The following is a 25,736-nucleotide window of genomic DNA, read 5'->3' on the forward strand; positions in this document are numbered from 1 at the left end:
GGACCTCTGGCTGCAGCTGATCGCGATTGGCGGGGGTTTTCCGGGATTTTCCGGGGGATAGCGTCGCCTGACGGGGTGCTGCAACCGGCGTTCCGATGGGTTTCGCCGGTGGGTTCCTGGGTATTTGGGTGATGAAGAAAACCCCGGCGGGTCGTCTGGACGGGGTGGCGGGGCAGGAAAAGGTGACGTGTTCCGGTCTCGGGCCTTGCGCGCGCACCTGTCATGGCTATAACCCCGGACGATTTATCTGCCGCCAGCCCCCGAGGATGCCCCCATGCCGAAGAGAACCGATCTCAAATCCATCATGATCATCGGTGCGGGGCCCATCGTCATCGGGCAGGCCTGCGAATTCGATTACTCGGGCGCGCAGGCCTGCAAGGCGCTGCGGGAAGAAGGCTATCGGGTCATTCTGGTCAACTCGAACCCGGCGACGATCATGACCGATCCGGAAATGGCCGATGCCACCTATATCGAGCCGATCACGCCCGAGATCGTCGAAAAGATCATCGCCAAGGAACGTCCCGACGCGCTGTTGCCGACGATGGGCGGGCAGACCGGGCTGAATACGGCGCTGGCGCTGGCGGATGCGGGGGTGCTGAACCGCTATGGGGTCGAGCTGATCGGGGCGCAGCGCGCAGCCATCGAAATGGCCGAGGATCGCAAGCTGTTTCGCGAGGCGATGGACCGGATCGGGCTGGAAAACCCGCGCGCGACCATCGTATCCGCGCCGAAACATGCCAATGGCAAATATGACATCAACGCCGGTGTCGCCATCGCCATGGAGGCGCTGGAAGATATCGGCCTGCCCGCGATCATCCGCCCGGCCTTTACCCTTGGCGGGACCGGCGGCGGCGTTGCCTATAACCGCGACGATTACGAGGCGATCTGCCGCTCGGGGCTGGATGCCTCGCCCGTGGCGCAGATCCTGGTCGATGAAAGCCTGCTGGGCTGGAAGGAATACGAGATGGAGGTCGTGCGGGATCGCAACGACAATGCCATCATCGTCTGTTCCATCGAAAACGTCGATCCGATGGGGGTTCATACCGGCGATTCGATCACCGTTGCGCCCGCGCTGACGCTGACGGATCGCGAATATCAGGCGATGCGCAATGCCTCGATCGCGGTGCTGCGTGAAATCGGCGTGGAAACCGGCGGGTCCAACGTGCAATGGGCGGTGAACCCCGCCGATGGCCGCATGGTCGTGATCGAGATGAACCCGCGCGTCAGCCGCTCGTCCGCGCTGGCGTCGAAGGCGACCGGGTTTCCGATTGCCAAGATCGCCGCGAAACTGGCCGTCGGCTATACGCTGGACGAATTGGACAATGACATCACCCGCGTCACGCCCGCGTCGTTTGAACCGTCCATCGACTATGTCGTGACCAAGATCCCGCGTTTCGCGTTCGAGAAGTTTCCGGGTTCCAAGCCTGAACTGACCACCGCGATGAAATCGGTGGGCGAGGTCATGGCGATCGGCCGCAGCTTTCATGAATCGCTGCAAAAGGCGCTGGCATCCATGGAAAACGGGCTGACCGGGCTGGATGATATCGACATCCCCGGCGCGCCCGACAAGGCGGCCATCGTCAAGGCGATTTCCGCCCAGACCCCGGACCGGCTGCGTCTGATCGCGCAGGCCATGCGTCACGGGCTGACGGACGGCGAAATTCAGGCGGCGACCAGCTTTGACCCGTGGTTCCTGGCGCGTCTGCGCGAGATCGTCGATGCCGAAAACGTCGTGCGTGAAAACGGTTTGCCGACCGATGCCGAAGGGCTGCGCAAGCTGAAGATGATGGGCTTTTCCGATGCGCGTCTGGCCAATCTGGCGGGCAAAACGGAAAGCGCCGTGCGCCAGTCGCGCCGTGCGCTGGACCTGCATCCGGTGTTCAAGCGCATCGACACCTGCGCCGCCGAATTCGAGGCGCAGACCCCCTATATGTATTCGACATGGGAAGCCCCGGCGATGGGCGATGTCGAAAACGAGGCGCGGCCGAGCGACCGCAAGAAGGTCGTCATTCTGGGCGGCGGGCCGAACCGGATCGGGCAGGGGATCGAGTTCGATTATTGCTGCTGCCATGCCTGTTTCGCGCTGACGGCGGCGGGCTATGAGACGATCATGGTCAACTGCAATCCGGAAACCGTCTCGACCGATTACGACACCTCGGACCGGCTGTATTTCGAACCGCTGACGCTGGAACATGTGTTGGAAATCCTGCGCGTCGAGCAGGAAAACGGCACGCTGCATGGCGTCATCGTGCAGTTCGGCGGGCAGACGCCGCTGAAGCTGGCCAATGCGCTGGAGGCCGAGGGTATCCCCATTCTGGGCACCACCCCCGACGCCATCGACCTGGCCGAGGATCGCGAGCGGTTCCAGCAGTTGCTGCATGATCTGAAGCTGCGCCAGCCGATCAACGGCATTGCGCATTCCGACGCCGAAGCCATTGAAATCGCGGGCCGTATCGGTTTCCCGCTGGTGATCCGCCCGTCCTATGTGCTGGGTGGCCGCGCCATGGAAATCGTGCGCGACATGGACCAGTTGCACCGCTATATCCGCGAGGCCGTGCAGGTTTCGGGCGACAGCCCGGTGCTGCTGGACAGCTATCTGTCGGGCGCGATCGAGGTCGATGTCGACGCCCTGTCGGACGGCGAAACCGTCCATGTCGCCGGCATCATGGAACATATCGAGGAGGCGGGCGTCCATTCGGGCGACAGCGCCTGTTCGCTGCCGCCGCATACGCTGGACGCCGCGACCATCGCCGAATTGAAACGCCAGACCGTCGACATGGCGCGCGCGCTGAATGTCGTCGGGCTGATGAACGTGCAATTCGCGCTGAAGGATGGCGAGATCTATGTGCTGGAGGTCAACCCGCGCGCGTCCCGCACCGTGCCCTTTGTGGCCAAGGCGACGGATAGCGCGATTGCCTCCATCGCGGCGCGGCTGATGGCCGGGGAACCCATGGCGAATTTCCCCGCCCGCGCGGCCTATCCCGAGGGGGTCGGCCCCGAAGACGATCTGCCCTTTGCCGATCCGATGACCACGGCCGACCCGAACACGCCCTGGTTCAGCGTCAAGGAGGCCGTGCTGCCCTTTGCCCGCTTCCCCGGTGTCGACACGCTGCTGGGGCCGGAAATGCGTTCGACCGGCGAGGTCATGGGCTGGGACCGCAACTTTGCCCGCGCCTTCCTGAAGGCGCAGATGGGCGCGGGGACGCATCTGCCGGATACGGGCCGGGTCTTTGTCTCGGTCAAGGATGCCGACAAGACCGCCGATCTGGCCGCTGCGGCGCGCGATCTGGTGGCGCTTGGCTTTACCCTGACCGCGACGCGCGGCACCGCGGCCTTTCTGGCCGAGGCGGGCGTTCAGACGGAACAGGTCAACAAGGTCTATGAGGGCCGTCCGAATATCGTCGACCGCATGAAGAACGGCGATATCGCGATGGTGCTGAACACGACCGAGGGCGCGCAAGCCATTGCGGATTCACGCGAAATCCGCGCCGTCGCGCTGTATGACAAGATCCCCTATTTCACCACCGCCGCAGGCAGCATCGCCGCTGTCGCCGCGATCAAGTCGCGTGGCGAGGGCGAGGTGGGCGTGCGTTCGCTGCAGGCCTGACCTGAACCGGGAAACGCGGCAGGGACGGCGGGCGGATGCCCTGCCGTCCCTGTCATTTCCGGCCCGTGCATCCGCCGGAAGCGCGTGCTAGATATCGCCCCGAAACAGCAAGGGGGCGCCCCATGGCCAAGATGATCCATTCGATGATCCGCGTCTTTGACGAAGCGCGGTCGCTGGAATTCTACGACAGGGCCTTTGGTCTCAAGGTTGCGGAAAGGCTGGATTTTCCGACCTTTACGCTGATCTATCTGGCGAATGCCGAAACCGGTTTCGAACTGGAACTGACCGTCAACAAGGACCGGACCGAGCCTTACGATCTGGGCGATGGCTACGGTCATCTGGCGGTCAGCGTCGATGATGTCGATGCCGAACATGCCCGCATGACGGCGGCAGGTCTTGCCCCGCGCAAGCTGGTCGATTTCGCCCCTGCGGGCGAGGTGATCGCGCGTTTCTTTTTCATCGCGGACCCCGACGGCTATCAGATCGAGGTGCTGAAACGCGGCGGGCGCTACCTGTAGAATGCCGAATCAGCGGCGCGGGGCAGGGGGGTGCGACCCCACCCCGCCGCGCCACCCGGATAGCAAAATCCCGCGCCTCTGATACGAATTTGCCGGTTCGTCACAAACTGCGGCGCGCCACGCGGGTTTCATTTGCCTTGCCCTTGCCGTGGCCGCATCACACCATCCGAAAGGGCGCCCCCTTGGTGTCCGCGAAGGAGGATGTGATGAAAGCGCTTGTTCTGGAAGAAAAGGGCCGCCTGTCGCTGCGGGATTTCGACATTCCGGGCGAAATGGGTCCGCGCGACGTGCGGGTTGCGATCCATACGGTCGGGATCTGCGGGTCCGATGTCCATTATTACACCCATGGCAAGATCGGTCATTTCATCGTCAACGCCCCGATGGTTCTGGGCCATGAGGCTGCCGGAACCGTCATCGCCACAGGCGCCGAGGTCACGCATCTGAAAGCCGGGGACCGCGTCTGCATGGAACCGGGCATCCCCGATCCGACCTCTCGCGCGGCCAAGCTGGGCATCTATAATGTCGATCCCGCCGTCACCTTCTGGGCCACGCCCCCGGTTCACGGCTGCCTGACGCCCGAGGTCATCCACCCCGCCGCCTTCACCTACAAGCTGCCCGACAATGTCAGCTTTGGCGAGGGCGCGATGGTCGAACCCTTTGCCATCGGCATGCAGGCCGCGTTGCGCGCCCGTATCCAGCCGGGCGATGTCGCGGTCGTGACCGGCGCGGGGCCGATCGGCATGATGGTCGCGCTGGCCGCGCTGGCGGGTGGCTGCGCCAAGGTCATCGTCGCTGATCTGGCCCAGCCGAAACTGGACATCATCGCTGCCTATGACGGGATCGAGGTCGTGAATATCCGCAACCAGCCGCTGGCCGAGGCCGTGGCGCAGGCGACCGATGGCTGGGGCGCCGATGTGGTCTTTGAATGTTCGGGCGCGGCGCCCGCCATTCTGGGGATGCATGAACTGGCCCGTCCGGGCGGCGCCATCGTTCTGGTCGGGATGCCGGTCGATCCGGTGCCGGTCGATATCGTCGGCCTTCAGGCCAGGGAGTTGCGGCTGGAGACCGTGTTCCGCTACGCCAATGTCTATGACCGGGCGATTGCGCTGATCGCCTCGGGCAAGGTCGATCTGAAGCCGCTGATTTCGGACACGCTGCCCTTTGCCGATGCTGTCGCCGCATTCGACCGCGCGGTCGAGGCGCGCGAGACGGATGTGAAGCTGCAAATCGTCCTGCCGCAATAAGGGGGCTGCCATGTATCTGGGACTGGACCTTGGAACCTCGGGCATCAAGGCGATGCTGGTCGATGACCGTTTCGCCACGGTGGGCGTGGCCCACGCCCCCCTGACCGTCAGCCGCCCGCATCCCGGCTGGTCGGAACAGGACCCGGCCGACTGGCTGGCCGGCGCCGATCAGGTGATCGCGGCCCTGCTGCGCGACCATCCGGCGGAAATGGCCATGCTGCAGGCCATCGGCCTGTCGGGCCATATGCATGGCGCGGTGCTGCTGGACGCGCAGGACCGGGTCTTGCGGCCCTGCATCCTGTGGAATGACGGGCGTTCGGGGCCGCAATGCGCGGAACTGACGGGCCGTGCCGATTTCCACGGCATTGCGGGCAATCTGGTCATGGCCGGGTTCACTGCGCCGAAACTGCGGTGGGTCGCCCAGAATGAGCCGCAGACTTTCGATGCCGTGGCCAAGGTGTTGCTGCCCAAGGATTACCTGCGCCTGTGGCTGACCGGCGAACATGTGGCGGAAATGTCGGATGCGGCGGGGACCTTGTGGCTGGACGTCGCGCGCCGCGACTGGTCCGACGAGTTGCTGGCCGCGACGGGTCTGACCCGTGACCAGATGCCGCGACTGGTCGAGGGCAGCGATGTCTCGGGCCATCTGCGGGCCGATCTGGCGGCGCGTTGGGGGATTGCCGCGGTGCCGGTGGCGGGCGGTGGCGGCGACAATGCCGCGACGGCCTGCGGCATGGGGGTGATGACGCCGGGGACGGGGTTCCTGTCGCTTGGCACCTCGGGCGTGCTGTTTGCGACGACGGCCAGCTATGCGCCGAATACCGGCGATGCGGTCCATACCTTTTGCCATGCCGTGCCGGAAACATGGCATCAGATGGGCGTGTTCCTGTCCGCGACCGACAGCATGACATGGCTGTCGGAAATCACCGGCAAGACCGTGCCGGAACTGGCGGCGCTGGTCCCGGATCGCGTGACGGCACCATCGCCCGCGCTGTTTCTGCCCTATCTGTCGGGTGAACGCACGCCGCTGAACGATCCCGATGCGACCGGGGCGTTTCTGGGGCTGCAACGCGCATCCGGCCTTGCCGATCTGTCGCAGGCGGTGATGGAGGGCGTGGCGCTGGCCTTTGCCGACAGCGTGATTGCGCTGCGCAAGGCGGGGACGGTGATCGAATCCGCCTATGCGGTGGGCGGGGGCGCGCGGTCGCGGGCATGGCTGCATATCATGGCATCGGCGACGGGTCTGGTGCTGCTGGAACCCGAGGATGGCGATTTCGGCGCGGCATTCGGCGCGGCCAAGCTGGGGGCGGCCTGTGCGACCGGCGACATCTCGGATCGCGTTTTCACCCGGCCCGCCGTTCGCGCAGAGGTTGTTCCTGATGCGGAACTGGCGGAACGCTATGCGAAAAAGTATGAGGCTTATCACGCCGCATATCCGCATCTGCGCGATCTGGGCCTGAACCGGATCTAGGCTGAAAACCTCAGGAAAATCGCCGTTTCCCTTGTGTGACGGCGATTTTTCTGCATTGCGGCATTTTTCACGCTGCCCTGCAGAATGGCGATCATGTGACCACCTGCCTGTGCCTTCCTCATAATTTGCACGCGATCCAGCAAAAAAGTATCGGTATTTTTTGCGCAGTGATGTGGAATCCGCGTCCGGCCTGCGACTAAGGTTCCAGAACGCCGTTGACGGGCCGGGGTCCCGTCGTCAGCCGCAGCACGGTAGCGGCGTGTCGCGAGGGGGAGAGAGGAATCGTGCAACCCGATCTGGAACTGGTCCATATCCGCAAGGGCGAATCCTTCGCCGCGTGGATGCATGGCTATCCGTTCCGCACGGTGCGCTGGCACTATCACCCCGAATATGAAATCCATCTGGTCAACGCGACCTCGGGCACGTTCTACATCGGCGATTTCGTCGGCAGGTTCGAACCCGGCCAGTTGATCATGACCGGCCCGAACCTGCCGCAGAACTGGATCAGCGACATCGAAGCTGACGAAATCGTGCCGATCCGGTCGCTGGTCATCCAGTTTCCCGAGCGTTTCATCGAAGACGCCTGCGCGGCGATGCCCGAAATGGACAGCCTGCGCCCGCTGCTGGACCGTTCGCGCCGGGGGCTGCTGTTCGATGCGGACACCGCCCGCCGCGTCCGCCCGCTGATGGACCGGCTGATCGAGGCGCAGGGCATGAAGCGGCTGGCGCTGTTCTGGGACATTCTGGACGTGCTGGCCAATGCGGGCGATTACGAGGTGCTGGCCAGCCTCAGCTTTGATCTGGACCTGACCCGCGTCCATGACGGCGGCATCAACCGCGCGCTGACGTATTTGCGCGAACATCTGACCGAACAGATCGAGGAAAGCGAACTGGCCGAGATGGTCGGGCAAAGCCAAAGCGCCTTTTCCCGCGCCTTCAAGCGTCACACCGGCACGACGCTGGTGCGCTACCGCAATCAGTTGCGCGTCGATCTGGCCTGTCAGATGCTGCTGACCGATCCCGATATCAAGGTTGCCGAAATCTGCTATGACGTCGGATTTTCCAACCTTTCCAACTTCAACCGGCATTTCCTGAAGCTCAAGGGCATGTCGCCATCGCAATTCCGCATGACATTCGCGGCCCAGAAGGCGGCGGTCATGGCAAGCTGACACCAGCCCCGGACGATCGGAATTCACCGAATTCGGGCGGCCCGACACCGCCCGGACATGTGCAGGCCTTGCCTGCTTTCATCCAAACGGGAGGAACCCCAGATGAAAAAGACCCTGCTGACCGCGACCGCCGCCCTGGCGCTGGTTGCCGCGCCCGCACTGGCGCAGGACAAGCTGAAGATCGGCATGACCTTTCAGGAGCTGAACAACCCCTATTTCGTCTCCATGCAAGAGGCGCTGAACGAAGCCGCAGCCTCGCTTGGGGCCGAGGTCGTCGTGACCGATGCGGGCCATGACGTGGCCAAGCAGGTGTCCGATGTCGAGGATATGCTGCAGCAGAACATCGACATCCTGCTGCTGAACCCGACCGACAGCGCCGGGATCGAGGCCGCCGTCCACGCCGCCAAGGCCGCGGGCGTGATCGTCGTCGCCGTGGACGCCAACGCGAACGGCCCGGTCGATACCTTCGTCGGTTCGAAAAACCGCGATGCGGGCTACATGTCGTGCAAATATCTGGCGGAATCGCTGGATGGCAAGGGCGAGGTTGCTATTCTGGACGGCATCCCGGTCGTGCCGATCCTGCAGCGCGTCGAAGGCTGCAAGGCTGCACTGGAAGAATTCCCCGACATTCAGCTGGTTGACACGCAAAACGGCCGTCAGGACCGCTCGGTCGCGCTTGGCGTCGTGGAAAACATGATCCAGTCGAAGCCGAACCTTGCCGGGATCTTCTCGGTCAACGACGGCGGCGCGATGGGTGCGCTGGCGGCGATTCAGGGGTCGGGCAAGGATATCAAGCTGACCTCGGTCGATGGGGCGCCCGAAGCCATTCAGGCGATCAACGACGGTGGGCCCTTCATCGAAACCACCGCGCAATTCCCGCGCGATCAGGTTCGCGTCGGTCTGGCGATGGCGCTGGCCCAGAAATGGGGCGCCCGCGTGGTCCCGGCCGAGGTTCCGATCGACGTCATGGTCGTCGACAAGGAAAACGCCGCCGACTTCAGCTGGTAAGCTATACTGCACCTGTCCCCGCAACGTCGCGGGGGCAGGCCATCCGCCCGCAACCCAAGCCACGAGGCCATCATGCTTGAACTGAACGCGATCAGGAAAAGCTTCGGCAAGATCGAAGTCCTGCACGGCGTCGATCTGAACGTCCGCGCGGGCGAGGTCCATGCCCTGCTGGGCGAAAACGGCGCCGGGAAATCGACGCTGATGAAAATCCTGTGCGGCATCATCCAGCCCAGTGCCGGCACGATCCGCATCAATGGCACCGAACACCAGTTTGCCGATTACGATCAGGCGATTGCCGCCGGTGTCGGCATCGTCTTTCAGGAGTTCAGCCTGATCCCGCATCTGGATGCGGTCGAAAACATGTTTCTTGCGCGCGAGATGCGGGGGCGGCTTGGGCTCTTGGACCGCAAGGCGATGCGCGCCCGCGCGGGCCAGATCATGCGCCAGCTTGGCGTCGATGTGCCGCTGGATGTGCCGATCAACCGCCTGTCCGTTGCCGAGCAGCAATTCGTCGAAATCGCCAAGGCGTTGTCGCTGGACGCGCGCATTCTGGTGCTGGACGAACCCACCGCGACCCTGACGCCTTCGGAAGTTGAGCACCTGTTCAAGGTCATGCGCGAATTGCGCGGGCAGGGCGTGGCCATCGTCTTCATCTCGCATCATCTGGAAGAAATCTTTGAAATCTGCGACCGCATCACGGTTCTGCGTGACGGCCAGTTCGTCGGGTCCTGCGATGTCGCCGATGTCGACAACGACCGTCTGGTCGAGATGATGGTCGGCCGCCGCATCGAAAGCAATTTCCCGCCCAAGGGCACGGCCGATCCCGCCGCCCCCGTGGTGGTCGAGGTCGAGGAACTGCAACTGAAAAAAGGCGGCCCCCTGTCGCGCTTCGCGCTGCGCAAGGGCGAGATTCTGGGCTTTGCCGGGCTGGTCGGATCGGGGCGCACCGAAACCGTTCTGGCCATGCTGGGCGCCGGTCCCGCCGCGCGCTGCAAGGTCAGGGTCGACGGGGTCGAGAAACGCTTTTCCGGCCCCGACGAAGGGCTGGCCCATGGCATCGGCCTGCTGCCCGAAAGCCGCAAGGAACAGGGGCTGATCACCAGTTTTTCGATCCTGCACAACATCTCGCTGAACAATTACGGCAAATACCGCCGGGGGCACTGGTTCATCGACCTGAAAAAGGAACTGGCCTGCACGGAAACCGCGATGGGGCAGGTCCGCGTGAAATCGCAAGGCCCGCAGGCGCGTGTTGACACGCTGTCGGGCGGCAACCAGCAAAAGGTCGTCATCGCCCGCTGGCTGAACCACGACATGCAGGTGCTGATCTTTGACGAGCCGACGCGCGGCATTGACGTCGGCGCCAAGGCGGAAATCTACGCGCTGATGCGCGCCTTCACCGAGGCGGGGGCCTCGATCATCATGATCTCGTCCGAACTGCCCGAGGTGATCGGCATGTCGGACCGCGTCTGCGTCTTTCGTTCGGGGGGCATCGTGGCGACGGTTCAGGGCGAGGATATCAATTCGGAAACCATCATGACCTATGCCACCACGGGGAGGGTTGAACATGTCGCATGACGCAAATACCGGCGCGACCGGAAAGACCGGCCTGTCCCTGGGGCGGCTACTGCATTCGCCGCTGGCGCTGCCGCTGATCGGGCTGATCGTCGTATCCTGCCTAATGGGGCTGGCCAGCGACAATTTCTTTAGCGTCAACAACATCATGAACGTGCTGCGGCAGGTGTCGGTCGTGGGGATTCTGGCGGTCGGCATGACCTTCGTGATCCTGACGGGCGGCATCGACCTGTCGGTCGGCGCGGTCATGGCGCTGGTCGGCACGCTGGCCGCCGGGCTGATGGTCAATACCGGCCTGCCCGCAGGGGTTGCGCTGGCCATCGGTCTGCTGATCGGTCTGGGGATCGGTCTGGCCAATGGCGTTCTGGTCGCATGGGGCAGGATGCCCGCGATCATCGTGACGCTGGCCACCATGGGCATGGCGCGCGGTCTGGGCCTGATCTATTCGGGCGGCTATCCGATCAGCGGGTTGCCAAGCTGGATTTCGTGGTTCGGCGTCGGTCGCGTCGGCATCGTTCCGGTGCCGGTGATCATCATGGTGGTGATCTACGCGCTGGCCCGGGTCCTGCTGCAGCGCACCCTCTTTGGCCGCCATGTCTATGCGCTTGGCGGCAATGAAACCGCAGCGCGGCTGTCGGGCGTGAAAACGCAGCGCGTCAAGCTGGCGGTCTATGCGATTTCCGGCCTGACCTCGGCCCTTGCCGCCGTCATCCTGACCGGCCGGCTGATGAGCGGCCAGCCGAATGCCGGCGTCGGCTTTGAGCTCGATGCCATCGCGGCGGTGGTTCTGGGCGGCACGGCGATTGCGGGCGGGCGCGGGCTGATCCTTGGCACGCTGATCGGCGCGGTCCTGCTGGGCATCCTGAACAACGGGCTGAACCTGATGGGCATCAACCCCTATCTGCAGGACGTCATCAAGGGCGCGATCATCCTTCTGGCCATCTATATCGGGCGCGAGTGGCGCTAGGCGCTCCCCGCTGTCTTTCTGGTCCAACCTTTCCGACAACACTGGAGAAACTCATGTCTGAATCGCTGCAAGGCAAGGTCGCGGTCATTACCGGCGCGGCCTCGGGGATCGGTCTTGCCACGACCGAGGCGCTGCTGGATCAGGGCGCGACCGTCGTTCTGGTCGACCGCAACGAAGCCGCGCTGAACGAACTGACCGCGAGGCTGGGCGACCGCGCCATCGCGCAGGTCACGGATCTGCTGGACGCGGCCAGTTGCGACGCGATGATCCCGGAAATCCTTGAAAAGGTCGATCACATCGACATCCTGTATTGCAACGCGGGCACCTATATCGGCGGCGACCTGACCGAGACGACGCCCGAGGCCATCGACCGCATGCTGAACCTGAACGTCAATGCGGTGATGAAGAACGTCCATGCCGTCGTGCCGCATATGTCGGCGCGCAAAACCGGCGACATCATCGTGACCTGTTCCATCGCGGGCCATTACCCGACCTGGTGGGAACCGGTCTATTCCGGGTCGAAATGGGCGATCACCAGTTTCGTGCAAGGGATGCGCCGCCAGATGATCCCGCATGGCGTGCGCGTGGCGCAGGTCTCGCCCGGTCCGGTCGTATCCGCCCTGCTGGCCGACTGGCCCGAGGAAAACTTGCGCAAGGCGAAAGAAAGCGGCAGCCTGATCGACGCAAGCGAGGTCGCGGATGCGGTGATCTATATGCTGACGCGCAAGCGCACCGTGACCATCCGCGACATGCTGGTGCTGCCGACGAATTTCGACCGCGTCTGACGCCCCGGCCCAAGCCAGAGGAACCCCGCATGGACCAGTATCTGATCGGCATCGACGTTGGCACCGGCTCGGCCCGGGCGGGGGTCTTTGACCAGCAGGGCAATCTGCTGGCGACGGCCCGGCGCCCGATCACGATGCATCGCGAAGACGGCGGCATCGTCGAACAATCCGGCAATCAGGTCTGGGACGCGGTCTGTGCCAGCGTCAGGGAAAGCGTGACCCGTGCCGGGATCGACCCGGCGCGTGTCACGGGCATCGGTTTCGATGCCACTTGCTCGCTGGTGCTGCGTGGTCCCGCTGGAGAAGCCTTGCCGGTCGGCGATCCCGCCCATCCCGAACGCGACATCATCGTCTGGATGGACCACCGCGCCGTCGAACAGGCCGAACGGATCAATGCGCAGGGCCATGAGGTGCTGCGCTATGTCGGTGGCCGCATCTCGCCCGAGATGCAGACGCCGAAACTGCTGTGGCTGCGTGAAAACCGCCTCGAGGTCTATGCCCGGGCCGTTCACTTCTTTGACCTGACCGATTTCCTGACATGGAAGGCCACGGGCGCGCTGGACCGGTCGTCCTGCACGGTGACCTGCAAATGGACCTATCTGGCGCATGAGCGGCGGTGGGACGCGGATTATTTCCGCCGGATCGGTCTGGGCGATCTGGCCGATCAGGATTTCGTCCGTATCGGGCAAAGCGTCGTCGAACCCGGCATCCCTCTGGGGCAGGGGCTGGCGGCGGATGCTGCGGCGGCGATGGGCCTGCCTGTCGGCACGGCGGTGGCGGCGGGGCTGATCGACGCCCATGCGGGCGGGGTCGGGACGGTGGCGGCGGGCGGCGATGCGACGACCTGTCTGGGCTATGTCTTTGGCACCTCGTCCTGCACCATGACGACGACCACGGACCCGGCCTTTGTGCCCGGTGTCTGGGGGCCGTATTTTTCGGCCATGGTGCCGGGGATGTGGCTGAACGAAGGCGGTCAGTCCGCGGCAGGCGCGGCCATCGACCAGTTGGTGCAACTGCACCCCGCGACGGCCGAGGCCACGGCGCTGGCCGAAGCGGATGGCAAATCCCTGCCGCAATGGCTGGCCGACCGCGCGCTGGATCTGGCCGCCAGCCCGGCGCAGGCGGTGCGGCTGGCCGATGACCTGCATGTCGTGCCCGAATTTCTGGGCAATCGCGCGCCCTTTGCCGACCCCCATGCCCGCGCCGTCATCATGGGGCAGGGTATGGAAACCAGCGTCGATTCGCTGGTCGCGCTATATGTCGCGGGGATCTGCGGGCTGGGCTATGGGCTGCGCCAGATCATTGAAACGCAGGCGCAACATGGGGCGCCCGTTGCCTCGATCAGCGTCAGCGGGGGGGCGGGGGCGCATGTGCTGACCCGGCAGTTGCTGGCCGATGCCACCGGCTATCCGGTCGAGGTGACCGCCTGTCCCGAACCCGTCCTGCTGGGCTCGGCCATGCTGGGCGCGGTCGCGGGCGGTGCCTATCCCGACCTGCAGACCGCCATGCCCGCCATGTCGCGCATCGCGACGAACTGCCCGCCCGATCCCGCCACCCGCGCGCTGCAGGATCGGCGCTATGCGGCCTTTCTGACCCTGCAACGCACCGCCCGCGAGATCCGCGCGGCGTCTGCCCCCTGATGCAGGAGCATCCCGCCCCATGACCGACATCGCCGCCGCCCTGAACGCCGCCCGTCTGGACGGCGACAGCTTTGCCATGTCGAACTGCATCCGCGCCCTTGCCATGGATGCGGTCGAGGCCGCGAATTCCGGCCATCCCGAGGACCCCATGGGCATGGCCGCGCTGTGGACGCGCCACCAGAAAGCCGATGCCGCCGCCCCCGATTGGCCCGCCCCCGATTGGCCCGACCGCGATTGGCCCGACCGCGAAATCCTTAACCAAGGATGGGCGGGCAGGTTCGGCTGGACCCGCCATGTCGCCTCTGGCGCCGATGTGGCCGGGTTGCGCGGCTTTGGCGCCCCGGCCCCGGTGCTTTACGAAAAATTCGGCATTACCGCCGCCGCGATCGTGGTGCGTGCCAAAACCCTTCTGACTTGAACCCGCGAGGTCTTTATGCAGTTTTCAGGAAAATCCGTCATCATCACCGGCGCGGGCAAGGGCATCGGCCGCGCCTGCGCGCAATTGATGGCCGCACGCGGCGCTGAGGTCGTGGCCCTGTCGCGCACCCAATCCGATCTGGACAGCCTGCGCGCGGATATCGGTGGGCGCAGCATCCGCGTCGATCTGGCCGATGCGGCAGCCACACGCGCTGCGATGACGCAGGCGGGCACCTGCGACTATCTGATCAACAGCGCGGGCATCAATGTGCTGGAAAGCGTGCTGGAGATGACCGAGGCGGGCTATGACGCGGTTCTGGGCATCAACCTGCGTGCCGCCCTGCTGACCTGTCAGGAATTCGCCCGCGCGCGGGTCGCGGCGGGGGGCGGTGGCGCGATCGTCAACATCACCTCGATTGCCGGGCATCGCGGCTTTCAGGACCACCTGTGCTATGCCGCGTCCAAGGCCGGGCTGGAGGGCGCGACCCGCGTCATGGCCCGGGAACTGGGCGCCCATGGCATCCGCGTGAACGCGGTCGCGCCGACGATCACCCTGACGGAACTGGCGGCCGAAGCATGGTCCGACCCCGCCAAAAGCGCCCCGATGATGGTCCGCCACCCGCTGAACCGCTTTGCCGAGGCCGAGGAGGTCGCGCAAAGCATCGCGCTTTTGCTGTCCGACGACAGCGCCATGATTTCGGGCGCGGTCCTGCCGGTGGATGGCGGATTCCTTGCCGTGTGACAGGGCAGGGCGGGGTGGCCTGCCCTGACCCGAAACAACCGAAAGCAGACAGATCACCCGTTACGGGCCGCCGCGGAATCTGCGCGCGCGGCCCGGTTGCGTCGCGTTTCACGGCAGGTCGAAACCGGGTGATCTGCCTGTGGCCAGGTTGAAGGGGTGCAGCATTCATCCGCCGCACGCCGCCATTTCCAAAGCGCGATGACACCAGGACAGCCCGCAGCATGACAGTGGTATGACAGGCGCGCGCCGGGGCTGGTCGTTCACCTGCGGCTTTTGGTCGCTGCTGCGCCCGGAACGCGACCACAACGCCCGGATCAGGCAACACCTGTGGCGCTGCGGCAACGATTTCGGGGTTTAGGTGGCCGCCCGCATCTTGCCCATCCGGGGCAGGGTGGATAATCCCCAAGTGAAACGCTCAGGCAATCGGGTCTTCCGATCACCCAGGAAAATGTTCATCGCGAAGGAACCCGATATGCGCAACCGATCCCAATCATCCCCATTCCAGACGAAACGCCCGCTGCTGGCCGTGCTGATGGGCTCGACCGCCCTGACCCTGCCGGTCGCCGCCGTCGCACAGGATGACACGGCCGATGTCATCCAGTTGGACGAGGTGGTGATCGTCACCTCTGCGTCGTCCATCGCGACCTCGATTCAGGATGCGCCCGCCTCGATCACCGTTATCGACCAGCGCACGATCGAGGCAAACGGCGCGCGTGATCTGCGCGACGTGCTGCGCACCGTGCCGGGCCTGAACCTGACGCGCGGCAATGACGGCAATTCGTCCGTGTCCTTCCGTGGCCTGTCCGCCAGCCGAACCCTGACGCTGATCGACGGCAAGCGCATCAGCAGCCGCAACACCTTTGCCCGCCATTATCGCGGCGATCTGGACATCGTTCCCCTCGACGCGATCGAACGCATCGAGGTCGTGCGCGGCCCGATGTCGACGCTGTATGGGTCCGACGCCATGGGCGGCGTGATCAATATCATCACCAAGAAATCCACCGATACCTGGTCGGGTTCGATCACCACCGATTTCGGCTTTGCCGATGAAAACTCTACCGCCGACAACCGGTCGATTTCGGCCTTTGTCTCGGGCCCGCTTGGCCAGAACCTGAACCTGTCGGCATGGGCGAAACTGTCGGAACTGGACGCGCCCGACCGCCCCTATCAGTGGGCCGAAAGCCGGGGCGAACTGGTGCCACTGTATTCCTCGAACGGGACGCGGGCGAAAACGCTTGGCGCGCGCCTGACCTGGACCCCGCAGGACGGCCAGGAATGGGGTTTCGAGGCGCAGACGGCACAGGATGAATACCTTGCCGAAGATGGCGGCCACGACACCAACGACGTGTCGCGCAACAGCCTGTCGATCACCCATGACTGGGACATGGGCAACGGCACCCTGTCCAGCTACCTGCGTTACGAAGACAGCGAAAACAAGAGCTGGAACAGCACCGATTCCACCTGGAACGACCCGATTTCCTATGACACGCTGACGCTGGAAAGCCGCTATACCTCGCAGACCCAGGTTGGTGGCCGGGTGCTGGATTACACGCTTGGCGGGTTGCTGGCGCGGGAAAAGCTGAAGGATTCTCAGACCTCGTCCGAACTGATCGAGGGTGAGGTCGACACCGCCGCCCTCTATGCCGAAGGCCGGTTGCAGGTGAATGACGCGCTGAGCCTGACGGGCGGCCTGCGTGTGGACCATCACGAAAAATACGGCACCCACACGACGCCGCGCATCTATGCCAACTATGCGATCAGCGATGCGCTGATGCTGAAGGCGGGCTATTCGCAGGCCTTCGTCGCGCCCGATCTGCGCAACCTGAACCCGAACTATGAAATGGGTTCGCGCGGCAATGGCTGCAAACCCTATCAGGGCCCCTGCACCATCATCGGCAACCCCGATCTGAAACCTGAAACCTCTGACAACTATGAAATCGGACTGAATTACCAGGGTGACCGCGCAAGCTGGGAAGTCACGGCATTCTACAACGATGTCAAAGACATGCTGGCCGCACGTCGCACTGGACGCATCGAAGACGGCGTTCCCGTTTTCCAGCGCGACAACTTTGACTACGGCAAAACCGCCGGCATTGAAGCGGGTCTGGAATATTTCATCAATGACGATCTGACCTGGACCAACTCGGTCACCTATATCGCCGAATCGGAATTCAAATATGGCGATTTCGACACGGCCTATCCGATGGCGACGACCCCGAAATGGAACGTCACCACGGGTCTGGCATGGCAGGCCAATGACCGTCTGAACCTGTCGGGTCAGGTTACCTATGTCGGCAAACAGGCGGGCTATGTGGTCGAGGACGGGCTGGTCGTCGGCGATGGCGAACAGGCCTCGGTCCCGGCGGGCCAGAACAGCAAGGCCTATTACCTGGTCGATATCGCGGCCGCCTATGATCTGAACGACAGCGCGACGCTGAATGTCGGCATTGACAACCTGTTCAACAGCCAGCCGGAAAGCGAAGTCGATTACCGCGAAAACGGCCGCCTGTTCAAACTGGGTCTGACGACGCGCTTCTGATCGCGCCTTGCGCAACAACTCGGGCCGCCCTTTTTGTCGGGGCGGCCTTTTTGCTGCGTCGACCCTGCGGGGCGTTGCATCGGCGCGACCGCCTGTCACATGGCCGCTGGCCGGAATTGGCAACCCGATCAGCAAGGTGACGCTGATAGTCGTGCCGCGCCTGACCGGCGATACCATCCACTTTATCCAGCGGGCAGGCCTGCCGCAGACCATCACAGGTCTGGCGGCGGGGACATGGCATGTGCTCAATACGATCATGTCGGACCCGGTTGAGGTTCTGGGCCTGCCGGGCCAGTTGCGCGCGGCGTCCACCGATGCCAGCAAGCACCTCCACAGCGGCCACAGCCTGACGAACGACTATGCCGCGTGGCACCGCAACATGGTCGAGTCGCTGCTGTCGGTCGGGGTCACCGCGCCCTATCAGACGATGATCAACTCGACCATGCCGGGGTCATCCATGGTGGCACGCCGGAATCATGAGTTCGACGACAGCCGCGCGCAGGGTGGGATCGGCGCGGATGTCCCGCCGCGATATGATGTCCCGGCTGATATTTTTCAGCGACGGCATCCGCGCAGCCGACGCAACAAGCTATTCGGTGCCGGCCAGCAACAGCCTCGGCACCACGACAGTATCCTCCGAGCCCGTTGGCGGGTGGCGGGCGTGGCAGCGGGGTCGATGTCGACCGACCATGCCCTGAAGATGACCGCCACCAGCTACGACGGTGCCACAGTCCAAGGGACTGCGCTACCTGCAGGCACGGACGGTTACTGTAGGTTATTCCTACGGGCGGCCAACATCGCTGCAATCAATCGAGTGGAGCTGACAGCCACAGAACTGTATGCCTGCCGCAAACTTTCGTCTCACGCTACAGCCAGTGAACAGAGCGAAACCAGAACAAGAAACTGATACCCAGAAAGAAGGGATTATGCCTGGGTCTTTGAAAAATGGTGCCCGGAGACGGATTTGAACCGCCGACACGCGGATTTTCAATCCAATTCGGTTTCTTCTGAAAACAATACGATAGCCTTAAAAAAGTATCACGACAAAACGGGAACGCCCCATGAACGTGATACCTCTGATTTCCTCGACCTGATCGAGGTCAACTCGGTTCGTCAGGTCGCGGCGCAGCACCTGATCAATGCGGTTCTGAACTGCGGCGCGGATGCGGTGGCGTTCCTTGAGATTGTGCATTCGGTCTTGTCGCCGGATTGGCCGATGCCTTCGCCCTATGCGAACCTGATGGCCGAGGCGCGCGAATGGGCGCGTATCGCCAGCACGGCGCAGCGCAAGGGTTATGCGCTGGCCTGTTTCGAGGCGCTGGCCCCGGCTGATCAGGCCGCGTTCCTGCTCCATATCGGCGCGAGGGCGGCGGCATGATCACTACGCGCCTTGAACGCCGTGTCACCGGCATTCTCGACCTTGAGGACGCCAAGCGCCACGCCCGTGTTGATGGCGATTATGAGGATTTCGATTTTCATCGCATGATGGTTTCCGCCATCATCGAGGCCGAGGATTACGCATCCATGGCTTTCTTGAGCCAGGCGGTGCGCGTGACGCTGGATGACCGCCCGCGTGACGGCAAGGTCGCTCTGCCCATCGGCCCGCTGCGCGACTGGACTGAAGTTTTTGTCATGGTCGCGGGCGAGGATTACGACCATTTCACGGTGACGGAAGGTCAGCGCCCGGTTCTGCATCTGGACTGGCCCTGTCCGCCCGGTCCCATCGTGATCGAATATTTTGCGGGCTTTGGTCATGACGGCGCCGATGTGCCCGAAGATCTGCGCCACGCCCTGCTGGATCAGGTCGCGGCCTATTACGACGCGCGCGGTGCGGTGAATCGCGGCACGGTTGCCCTGTCGCCCCATTTCGCCCGGATCGTAGGGCGCTATCGCGGGGTGCGGATATGAGGGCGGCAGAGGCTTACACGGGCGATCCTGCCGTGGACACCCTGCTGTTCAGCTGGGGACGCGTCATCGCCAATGTACAGGGCTGGGAGCGGGGCTTTGCCCTGTCCATCCAGCGCGACCGCCACAAGCCCGGTTGGCGCCCGTCTCACAAGCAATTCGCGGTCATGGAAAAGCTGGTGCGCAATGCGCGCCCGCGCCCCGCCGCTGGCATCTACGCAGCCGATGATGTGCCCGACGATGTGGCGGTGATCGACTTCGACGACTGACAGACGTGACCCCGTGCATGACTGCACACGGGGGCAGGCCAGAGGACGGTTAGCATACGGTGGCTCTGGACCGGCAACGCCCACCACGGGGCGGGAACACAGGCAAGGGTAGTCCGAAAGGTCGAGGCCCGTTCCCCAGGACAGTGACCAGTCCTGCAAGCTGCGACCAACGATCCGGTGCAGGTCACGCATACGGATCGGCCCAAAGCGACGGCCCGGCTCCGGCCAGCAAGATCGCAGAGGGCATAGGGACTAGCTCGGGCCATGCGCCGGGGCTGGTCGTCCTATGCCCTTCGCTCAAGCCCTCACCAACCAGCAAGGGGCGGCGAAGTCAGAGAGAGAGGAAAGAGACATGGCGCGAACGATGAACCACCGAAAGCGGCTGACCAAGATCGCGCGGCGCAAAGGCGTGGCCGTCGATCACGTCGCGAACTGGTCGGCGCTGGCCGACCGTCTTGCGCAGCATCACGGCATTCCGACCCCGAAAGCCGAGGCGAAACGCTTCTGCTATCAGGTCATGGAGTGCCGTGGCTGGATCACCCGCCGCCCCGAGGTGTCGGCATGATCGACGGTCGCGACCTCTTTGGAAATGGTCCCAATGCCCCGGTTTCCGATTTGCCGCAGGACCGGCGCCAGACTGTTCCTTTCTCTCTCCTTGAAAAAATCGGGGGAAAATCTGCCGGGGTGCGGGCAATCGCCTTTTTGGGACTTTTGCGCATTCCCGAGGGAAAAAAGGCCGGAAAACCCCTGAAACTGGCCGATTTCCAGCGTAAATTCGTAAAAGGCACTTTTGCCCGCAATGTCATGGTCGGCGTGCTGTCGATCGGGCGCGGCAATGCCAAGACGGCGCTTTCGGCAGGGCTGGCGCTGGCTGAACTGGTCGGCGCGCTGCAAGAGAACCCCCAGCCCAAGCGCGAGGTGATCTTGGCCGCGCGTAACCGCGATCAGGCGCGGATCGCCTTCAACTTCGTTCTTGGCTACATCACCGGCCTGCCGGAAGCGGACCAGGCGCATTTCATCATCCGGCGCGGCTCCAAGCTGGAAATCGAATTCGAGGGCAATGGCGGCGGGCTGATCCGGGTCATTGCTGCTGACGGAAAATCGGTTCTGGGCGGCGCGCCAACGCTGGCGATCATGGATGAACGCGCAGCATGGGAACGCGAAAAGGGCGATAACCTCGAAAACGCCATCCTGTCGGGTCTGGGCAAGCGCGATGGCCGGGCGCTGATCATTTCGACCTCTGCGCCCGATGACGCCAACACCTTTTCGCGCTGGCTGGATGAACCGCCCCCCGGCACCTATGTGCAGGAACATCGCCCGGCCTTTGGCCTGCCTGCCGATGATCTGGACAGTCTGCTGATCGCTAACCCCGGCGCGGCCGAGGGCATCGGTTCGACCGCCGACTGGCTGGTCGCGCAGGCGCGCCGTGCCATCGCGCGCGGCGGTTCGGCCCTGTCCAGCTTCCGCAACCTCAACCGCAATGAACGGATCTCGACCGAAGATCGTTCGGTGCTGGTCACGGTCGATGAATGGATGGCGGCAGAGGTCGCGCCCGATGATCTGCCTGCCCGTTCCGGCCCCTGCATTCTGGGCGTTGATCTGGGCGGCAGCCGGTCGATGTCGGCGGCAGCGTTCTATTGGCCCGAAACCGGGCGGCTTGAGGCGCTTGGCACCTTCCCGGCGATCCCGTCGCTGTCGGATCGCGGCGCGTCCGATGGCGTGTCGGACCGCTATATGCAGATGCACGAGCGCGGCGAATTGTCCGTTCTGGGCGATGCCACCGTGCCGCCCGGCCCGTGGCTGGCCCAGATCGTGCGTCACCTCGACGGCATCACCCCGGATTGCATCGTCGGCGACCGCTTCCGCCATGCCGAATTCAGCGAGGCCATGAACGCGGCAGGGCTGGCCCGCGTCCCCTTCATCTGGCGCGGATTCGGCTGGAAAGACGGGGCCGAGGATATCGAGCGTTTCCGCCGCGCCCTGTTTGACGGCGAGGTGAAAGTGGCCCCGTCCATGCTGCTGCGCTTTGCCTTTGCGGATGCGGTCACGCTGGTCGATCCGGCTGGCAACCACAAGCTGGCGAAAGCCCGGTCCCTTGGCCGGATCGACGCGGCGGCGGCAACGGTTCTGGCCGTGGCGCAAGGCGCGCGGATGCGGGCTGCCCCGGTGCGCAAGGCGCGGGCGACATGGCTATGACCGCGCCCCGCACCGAATACACCCGCCATTCCAAGCGCGTGACCTCGACCCGCCGCTGGCAGGTTCTGCGCCATGCGATCCTTGAGCGCGACGGCTGGAAATGCCGGTGCTGCGGTGCGCGCGGCAGGCTGGAAATCGACCATATCCAGCCGGTGCGGAAAGCCCCGGATCGCGCCTTTGACCCGGCCAATCTGCAAGCCCTTTGCGGGTCCTGTCACACCCGTAAGACCCGGATCGAATGCGGCCATCCCGCACCGATCCAATCGCCCGAGCGTCAAGCCTGGGCGCAAGCTGTCGCCGATCTGGCGACAAATCCCAACCCGGCAACATGAGGTATCAAATGCTGGACTCTGTGAAAATCGCCCGTCGCCAGTCGGAAATCCGGCAGGCTCTGGCTGGTCTGGTCGGCAAGGAAAGCCCGACCGAGGATGAAACCCGCTCCATGGAAACCATGGATGCGGAATACCGCACCAACGAAACCCGTTACCGGGCCGCGTTGGTGGCCGAGGATCAGGAACGCCGCGAGGCCGGGGCCGATCTGGAAACCCGCGATGACCGCCAGTTCGCCGAACTGGTCGGCAAGTTCGAGCTGCGTCAGGTCGCGCTGTCGCTGGACGAAGGCCGCGCGCTGTCGGGCGCAACTGCCGAGGTGGTGCAGGAAATGCGCAACGCGGGCGGCTATCAAGGCATCCCGATCCCGCTGGCTGCGCTGGAAACCCGCGCCGGCGAAACCATCGCCGCCGATCAGGTGAACCCCAAGGCGATCCGTCCGGTGATCGACCGGCTGTTTCCCGGTTCGGTGGCCGAACGCCTTGGCGTCCAGCGCATCAACATCGCCCAGGGAGAACTGTCTTTCCCCGTGGCGACTGCGGGCGCGGTCTTTGGCTGGCAGACCACCGAACTGGGCGACGTTGGCGCGGCATCGGAATATGAAACCAGCGAACGCAGCCTGAGCCCCGATCACACGGGCGGGGCGCAGATGGTGATCAGCCGCAAGGCCCTGAAACAGGCGGGCGAAGGGCTGGAATCGGCTATCCGTCGCGACCTGAATGCGGCCATCGGCGCGGAACTGGACCGCGTGGTGATCAACGGCAGCGGCGCGGCGGGCCAGCCTCTGGGCATCATCCCCGGTGCAACCGCCTATGGCATCACCTCTACCCCGGTCGGCGCAGCGGCGACTTGGGCGGCGTTCCGGGCGCAGATCGTCGCCTTCATGCAGGCCAATGCGATCACCAGTGCGGCGCAGGTCAATCTGGGCTTTGATCCCGCGATCTGGGCCGATCTGGACGATGCGCTGATCACCGGCACCGCGGTTTCCGAATGGGACCGGCTGACCAAGCATGTCGGCACCCCGGCAATCTCGAATGTGATCCCCGCCGAAACCGCGATCCTGACTGCGACGGTGCAGGGCATCGCGCCGGGCTATCTGGGCATCTATGGCGGCGTGGACCTGATCCGCGATCCCTACACCAAAGCAGCCAGCGGCCAGCTGGTGCTGACCGGCCTTGTCACGGCAGATTTCACCGTGCCGCGCGGGATGCAGACCCGCATCCTGACCGGGATCGCCGAATAATGCTGTGGGGCGGTCACGCGGGCAGTCTTGAACTGCGGTCTGATGGCGGGGCAACCCGCCTGACAGCCCGTTTCCCCTATGGCCGGGAAACCGAACTGGCACCGGGGCGGCGCGAGGTTATCGCCCCTCGGGCCTTCGCTGACCGGATCGAGGCGGGCGAGGATATCCACCTGCTGGCCGGTCACGACTTCAATCGCCCGCTGGCGTCCAGATCGGCGGGCAACCTGACCCTGACCGATGGTGACGACGCGCTGGTGATCGAGGCGCAGCTTGACGGTGCCACCAGCTGGTCGCGCGACTTTCTTGCCGCCCATGCGGCGGGGCTGATCCAGGGCCTGTCGCCCGGCTTCCGCGTCCAGCCCGGCGGCGAACGGATCGAGCGGCGGGGCGCGGGCGTCCTGCGCACCATCGCGGCGGCAGACCTATTCGAACTCTCTGCCGTCACCCGCCCCGCCTATCCGCAAGCCCAGATCGAGGCGCGGGCATGGGAAACCCATCAGGACCGCCAGCCCTATCGCGGTGCGGTCCACCACCTGAACCGATGGAGGCTGTGATATGTTCGGATGGCTGAAACGGGGCCGCGCACCCCAGATCGAAACCCGCGCGGCGCAGCCCGGATACACCGCCGCGCTGATGGCCGCGCGCGAGGCGTGGATCAGCGGCGGGGCCGGGCTGGCCGAATTGACCGGGGCTGTGCAAGCGTCGGTCATGCTGTGGGAAAGCGGGCTGTCGCTGGCTGACGTGACCGGCACCGATCTGCTGGACCGGCGCAGCATGGCGATCTGCGCCCGCGCTCTGGCGCTTCGTGGTGAATGCCTGTTCCTGATCCGCGACCGGCTTATTCCCTGCACCGATTGGGACATCAGCACCCGCTATGGCCAGCCGCGCGCCTATCGCGTCGGCCTGCCCGAGATCGGCGGCGGGCGGTCTGAAACCGTTCTGGCCCCCGAGGTGCTGCACTTCCGCATCGGCTGTGACGCCGTGACCCCTTGGGCCGGATCGGCACCGCTGGCCCGCGCCAAGCTGTCGGCGTCCCTGCTGGACGAAATCACCACCGCCCTGCGCGACGTGTTCCGTGATGCGCCCATTGGTTCGCAGATCATCCCGGTGCCCGAGGGGCGTTGTTGCAGAAGTCAGTGTGTGAGCGCAGTTTTCCCTTTCCGCGTTGAGTTCATGCCACGCGTTTGATCTCGGCGGATCCGAGGGCATTGAAGCGGTTCATGAGGGCGATGCGGATATGGATTTCGGCGGTCTGGCGGTCCGGGTCTCGTGATGAGATGCGTTCACCGAAGGCCTTGAGGCAGCGCATCCTTGCCTCGATCCTGCTTCGGACGTGATAACCTGACCAGCGCTTCCATATGGCCCTGCCCAAGCGCTGGGTTGCCCGGAGGATCTCGTTGCGCGCCCTGGCTGCGGGGCAATCCTCCTTCCAGAGACGGCCATTCCTCCGGATCGGGATGATAGCGGTGCCGCCTCGATCCAGGATCGCGGTGTGGCAGCGTCGGGTGTCAAAGGCACCGTCGCCGGTGACGGTGCCGATCTGTTCATCCTCTGGGATCTGGTTGAGCAGGTCGGGCAGAACAGGGCTGTCGCCTTCACGGCTTGAGGTGAATTCGACGGCGCGGATGTCACCTGTAGCCGTGTCCATCGCCAGATGAACCTTACGATATTGGCGTCGGCGATGCGGGCCATGCTTGCGGGCAAGCCATTCCCCATCACCAAGAAACTTGATCCCGGTGCTGTCCACCAGCAGGTTCAGCGGCCCCGGCGCACGGCGGCTCGTGATCTGAACCGTGATGCGCTTCTGCCTGCGGCTCAGGGTCGAGAAATCGGGCACCCGCCAGTCGAGCCCGGCCATCGAAAGGATGCTCGCCACCATCCCTGTCGTTTGCCGCAGAGGCAGGCCGAACAGAACCTTCACCATCAAGCAGAACTGGATCGCGGCATCAGAGAAGACCGGCGGCCGACCATTGCATCCGGATTTGGGTGCGCGCCAAACCATGTCCTTGTCCAGCCAGATCAGAAGGGACCCGCGCCGCTTCAAGGCATCGTTGTAGGACTTCCAGTTCATCGTGCGGTAGCGGGTGGGCTCAGGCTTGCTCATACTCGCCCCT

At 64.4% G+C, this 25,736-nt stretch carries 26 protein-coding genes; 24 read left to right on the forward strand and 2 right to left on the reverse strand.

Annotated elements, in window-relative coordinates; genetic code table 11:
* Window positions 1-274 precede the first annotated feature (274 nt).
* The 15 genes from carB (at window position 275) to PE067_RS20560 (ending at window position 18,586) form a co-directional block, all read left to right on the forward strand.
* A complete protein-coding gene (gene carB / locus PE067_RS20490; RefSeq protein ID WP_276191616.1) occupies window positions 275-3,607 on the forward strand; it encodes a carbamoyl-phosphate synthase large subunit in 3,333 nt (1,110 codons plus the stop codon).
* Between the two features lie 122 nt (window positions 3,608-3,729).
* The gene (locus PE067_RS20495) at window positions 3,730-4,125 is read left to right on the forward strand and encodes a VOC family protein (RefSeq protein ID WP_276191618.1); all 396 of its coding nucleotides are present in this window, start codon (window positions 3,730-3,732) and stop codon (window positions 4,123-4,125) included.
* A gap of 206 nt (window positions 4,126-4,331) precedes the next feature.
* Window positions 4,332-5,369 carry an NAD(P)-dependent alcohol dehydrogenase gene (locus PE067_RS20500; RefSeq protein ID WP_276191619.1) on the forward strand — a complete coding sequence of 346 codons (1,038 nt, stop codon included), beginning with the start codon at window positions 4,332-4,334 and terminating at the stop codon, window positions 5,367-5,369.
* Window positions 5,370-5,379: 10 nt separating this feature from the next.
* Window positions 5,380-6,840 carry a xylulokinase gene (gene xylB / locus PE067_RS20505; protein WP_276191621.1) on the forward strand — a complete coding sequence of 487 codons (1,461 nt, stop codon included), beginning with the start codon at window positions 5,380-5,382 and terminating at the stop codon, window positions 6,838-6,840.
* Between the two features lie 284 nt (window positions 6,841-7,124).
* Complete coding sequence (locus PE067_RS20510; protein WP_276191622.1) at window positions 7,125-8,009, forward strand: AraC family transcriptional regulator; 885 nt, start codon at window positions 7,125-7,127, stop codon at window positions 8,007-8,009.
* Window positions 8,010-8,111: 102 nt separating this feature from the next.
* A complete protein-coding gene (locus PE067_RS20515) occupies window positions 8,112-9,017 on the forward strand; it encodes an ABC transporter substrate-binding protein (protein ID WP_276191623.1) in 906 nt (301 codons plus the stop codon).
* Between the two features lie 72 nt (window positions 9,018-9,089).
* Window positions 9,090-10,592, forward strand: coding sequence for a sugar ABC transporter ATP-binding protein (locus PE067_RS20520; RefSeq protein ID WP_276191624.1), 1,503 nt, complete (start codon window positions 9,090-9,092; stop codon window positions 10,590-10,592).
* Window positions 10,582-11,556 (forward strand): ribose ABC transporter permease, encoded by a 975-nt coding sequence (locus PE067_RS20525; protein WP_276191625.1) that lies wholly within the window; start codon window positions 10,582-10,584, stop codon window positions 11,554-11,556. The genes PE067_RS20520 and PE067_RS20525 overlap by 11 nt, the downstream gene beginning before the upstream one ends.
* A gap of 53 nt (window positions 11,557-11,609) precedes the next feature.
* A complete protein-coding gene (locus PE067_RS20530) occupies window positions 11,610-12,341 on the forward strand; it encodes an SDR family oxidoreductase (RefSeq protein WP_276191626.1) in 732 nt (243 codons plus the stop codon).
* Between the two features lie 29 nt (window positions 12,342-12,370).
* Window positions 12,371-13,981 carry an FGGY-family carbohydrate kinase gene (locus PE067_RS20535; RefSeq protein ID WP_276191628.1) on the forward strand — a complete coding sequence of 537 codons (1,611 nt, stop codon included), beginning with the start codon at window positions 12,371-12,373 and terminating at the stop codon, window positions 13,979-13,981.
* 76 nt (window positions 13,982-14,057) lie between these two features.
* The gene (locus PE067_RS20540) at window positions 14,058-14,399 is read left to right on the forward strand and encodes a hypothetical protein (RefSeq protein ID WP_276191868.1); all 342 of its coding nucleotides are present in this window, start codon (window positions 14,058-14,060) and stop codon (window positions 14,397-14,399) included.
* A 15-nt stretch (window positions 14,400-14,414) separates the two neighbouring features.
* Window positions 14,415-15,140, forward strand: a complete 726-nt coding sequence (locus PE067_RS20545; protein WP_276191629.1) for an SDR family oxidoreductase — start codon at window positions 14,415-14,417, stop codon at window positions 15,138-15,140.
* A gap of 232 nt (window positions 15,141-15,372) precedes the next feature.
* Window positions 15,373-15,498, forward strand: a complete 126-nt coding sequence (locus PE067_RS20550) for a hypothetical protein (RefSeq protein WP_276191630.1) — start codon at window positions 15,373-15,375, stop codon at window positions 15,496-15,498.
* A 114-nt stretch (window positions 15,499-15,612) separates the two neighbouring features.
* Window positions 15,613-17,679, forward strand: a complete 2,067-nt coding sequence (locus PE067_RS20555) for a TonB-dependent receptor (RefSeq protein ID WP_276191632.1) — start codon at window positions 15,613-15,615, stop codon at window positions 17,677-17,679.
* Between the two features lie 7 nt (window positions 17,680-17,686).
* Entirely contained in the window at window positions 17,687-18,586 is a 900-nt protein-coding gene (locus tag PE067_RS20560; RefSeq protein ID WP_276191634.1) for a hypothetical protein, read from the forward strand.
* Between the two features lie 120 nt (window positions 18,587-18,706).
* Here the strand turns inward: PE067_RS20560 and PE067_RS20565 are convergent, their stop codons facing one another.
* Window positions 18,707-18,871, reverse strand: coding sequence for a hypothetical protein (locus PE067_RS20565; RefSeq protein ID WP_276191635.1), 165 nt, complete (start codon window positions 18,869-18,871; stop codon window positions 18,707-18,709).
* A 24-nt stretch (window positions 18,872-18,895) separates the two neighbouring features.
* Between PE067_RS20565 and PE067_RS20570 the strand changes: the two genes are divergently transcribed.
* From PE067_RS20570 to PE067_RS20610, 9 genes are all read left to right on the forward strand, one after another.
* On the forward strand, window positions 18,896-19,057 hold the full coding sequence (locus tag PE067_RS20570) for a hypothetical protein (RefSeq protein WP_276191636.1): 162 nt from the start codon (window positions 18,896-18,898) through the stop codon (window positions 19,055-19,057).
* Window positions 19,054-19,587, forward strand: coding sequence for a hypothetical protein (locus PE067_RS20575; protein ID WP_276191638.1), 534 nt, complete (start codon window positions 19,054-19,056; stop codon window positions 19,585-19,587). The genes PE067_RS20570 and PE067_RS20575 overlap by 4 nt, the downstream gene beginning before the upstream one ends.
* Entirely contained in the window at window positions 19,584-19,853 is a 270-nt protein-coding gene (locus PE067_RS20580) for a hypothetical protein (protein ID WP_276191640.1), read from the forward strand. The genes PE067_RS20575 and PE067_RS20580 overlap by 4 nt, the downstream gene beginning before the upstream one ends.
* Before the next feature lie 352 nt (window positions 19,854-20,205).
* Window positions 20,206-20,418, forward strand: a complete 213-nt coding sequence (locus PE067_RS20585; RefSeq protein ID WP_276191641.1) for a hypothetical protein — start codon at window positions 20,206-20,208, stop codon at window positions 20,416-20,418.
* Window positions 20,419-20,537: 119 nt separating this feature from the next.
* Window positions 20,538-22,049: a terminase large subunit gene (locus PE067_RS20590; protein WP_276191642.1), complete on the forward strand. Its 1,512-nt coding sequence runs from the start codon at window positions 20,538-20,540 to the stop codon at window positions 22,047-22,049.
* On the forward strand, window positions 22,040-22,381 hold the full coding sequence (locus PE067_RS20595) for an HNH endonuclease signature motif containing protein (RefSeq protein ID WP_346429746.1): 342 nt from the start codon (window positions 22,040-22,042) through the stop codon (window positions 22,379-22,381). Before PE067_RS20590 ends, PE067_RS20595 begins: the two co-directional genes overlap by 10 nt.
* An 8-nt stretch (window positions 22,382-22,389) precedes the next feature.
* Window positions 22,390-23,622, forward strand: coding sequence for a phage major capsid protein (locus PE067_RS20600; RefSeq protein WP_276191643.1), 1,233 nt, complete (start codon window positions 22,390-22,392; stop codon window positions 23,620-23,622).
* Entirely contained in the window at window positions 23,622-24,176 is a 555-nt protein-coding gene (locus PE067_RS20605) for an HK97 family phage prohead protease (protein WP_276191645.1), read from the forward strand. The genes PE067_RS20600 and PE067_RS20605 overlap by 1 nt, the downstream gene beginning before the upstream one ends.
* A gap of 1 nt (window position 24,177) precedes the next feature.
* A complete protein-coding gene (locus PE067_RS20610) occupies window positions 24,178-24,810 on the forward strand; it encodes a hypothetical protein (protein WP_276191646.1) in 633 nt (210 codons plus the stop codon).
* Here the strand turns inward: PE067_RS20610 and PE067_RS20615 are convergent.
* A complete protein-coding gene (locus PE067_RS20615; protein ID WP_026155396.1) occupies window positions 24,794-25,726 on the reverse strand; it encodes an IS5-like element ISPpa3 family transposase in 933 nt (310 codons plus the stop codon). The two genes, PE067_RS20610 and PE067_RS20615, sit on opposite strands and share 17 nt — an antisense overlap.
* Window positions 25,727-25,736: the final 10 nt, after the last annotated feature.

Origin of the sequence: Paracoccus sp. DMF-8, from assembly GCF_029309835.1 — a bacterium.
Lineage (GTDB): Bacteria > Pseudomonadota > Alphaproteobacteria > Rhodobacterales > Rhodobacteraceae > Paracoccus.

Excerpts from the sequence above, each read along its gene's own strand:
- carB (WP_276191616.1), top strand. The coding sequence starts at position 275 with ATGCCGAAGAGAACCGATCTCAAATCCATCATGATCATCGGTGCGGGG.
- PE067_RS20495 (WP_276191618.1), top strand. The coding sequence starts at position 3,730 with ATGGCCAAGATGATCCATTCGATGATCCGCGTCTTTGACGAAGCGCGG.
- PE067_RS20500 (WP_276191619.1), top strand. The coding sequence starts at position 4,332 with ATGAAAGCGCTTGTTCTGGAAGAAAAGGGCCGCCTGTCGCTGCGGGAT.
- xylB (WP_276191621.1), top strand. The coding sequence starts at position 5,380 with ATGTATCTGGGACTGGACCTTGGAACCTCGGGCATCAAGGCGATGCTG.
- PE067_RS20515 (WP_276191623.1), top strand. The coding sequence starts at position 8,112 with ATGAAAAAGACCCTGCTGACCGCGACCGCCGCCCTGGCGCTGGTTGCC.
- PE067_RS20520 (WP_276191624.1), top strand. The coding sequence starts at position 9,090 with ATGCTTGAACTGAACGCGATCAGGAAAAGCTTCGGCAAGATCGAAGTC.
- PE067_RS20525 (WP_276191625.1), top strand. The coding sequence starts at position 10,582 with ATGTCGCATGACGCAAATACCGGCGCGACCGGAAAGACCGGCCTGTCC.
- PE067_RS20530 (WP_276191626.1), top strand. The coding sequence starts at position 11,610 with ATGTCTGAATCGCTGCAAGGCAAGGTCGCGGTCATTACCGGCGCGGCC.
- PE067_RS20535 (WP_276191628.1), top strand. The coding sequence starts at position 12,371 with ATGGACCAGTATCTGATCGGCATCGACGTTGGCACCGGCTCGGCCCGG.
- PE067_RS20540 (WP_276191868.1), top strand. The coding sequence starts at position 14,058 with ATGTCGAACTGCATCCGCGCCCTTGCCATGGATGCGGTCGAGGCCGCG.
- PE067_RS20545 (WP_276191629.1), top strand. The coding sequence starts at position 14,415 with ATGCAGTTTTCAGGAAAATCCGTCATCATCACCGGCGCGGGCAAGGGC.
- PE067_RS20550 (WP_276191630.1), top strand. The coding sequence starts at position 15,373 with ATGACAGGCGCGCGCCGGGGCTGGTCGTTCACCTGCGGCTTTTGGTCG.
- PE067_RS20555 (WP_276191632.1), top strand. The coding sequence starts at position 15,613 with ATGCGCAACCGATCCCAATCATCCCCATTCCAGACGAAACGCCCGCTG.
- PE067_RS20565 (WP_276191635.1), bottom strand. The coding sequence starts at position 18,871 with ATGCACAATCTCAAGGAACGCCACCGCATCCGCGCCGCAGTTCAGAAC.
- PE067_RS20570 (WP_276191636.1), top strand. The coding sequence starts at position 18,896 with ATGCCTTCGCCCTATGCGAACCTGATGGCCGAGGCGCGCGAATGGGCG.
- PE067_RS20575 (WP_276191638.1), top strand. The coding sequence starts at position 19,054 with ATGATCACTACGCGCCTTGAACGCCGTGTCACCGGCATTCTCGACCTT.
- PE067_RS20580 (WP_276191640.1), top strand. The coding sequence starts at position 19,584 with ATGAGGGCGGCAGAGGCTTACACGGGCGATCCTGCCGTGGACACCCTG.
- PE067_RS20585 (WP_276191641.1), top strand. The coding sequence starts at position 20,206 with ATGGCGCGAACGATGAACCACCGAAAGCGGCTGACCAAGATCGCGCGG.
- PE067_RS20595 (WP_346429746.1), top strand. The coding sequence starts at position 22,040 with ATGGCTATGACCGCGCCCCGCACCGAATACACCCGCCATTCCAAGCGC.
- PE067_RS20600 (WP_276191643.1), top strand. The coding sequence starts at position 22,390 with ATGCTGGACTCTGTGAAAATCGCCCGTCGCCAGTCGGAAATCCGGCAG.
- PE067_RS20605 (WP_276191645.1), top strand. The coding sequence starts at position 23,622 with ATGCTGTGGGGCGGTCACGCGGGCAGTCTTGAACTGCGGTCTGATGGC.
- PE067_RS20610 (WP_276191646.1), top strand. The coding sequence starts at position 24,178 with ATGTTCGGATGGCTGAAACGGGGCCGCGCACCCCAGATCGAAACCCGC.
- PE067_RS20615 (WP_026155396.1), bottom strand. The coding sequence starts at position 25,726 with ATGAGCAAGCCTGAGCCCACCCGCTACCGCACGATGAACTGGAAGTCC.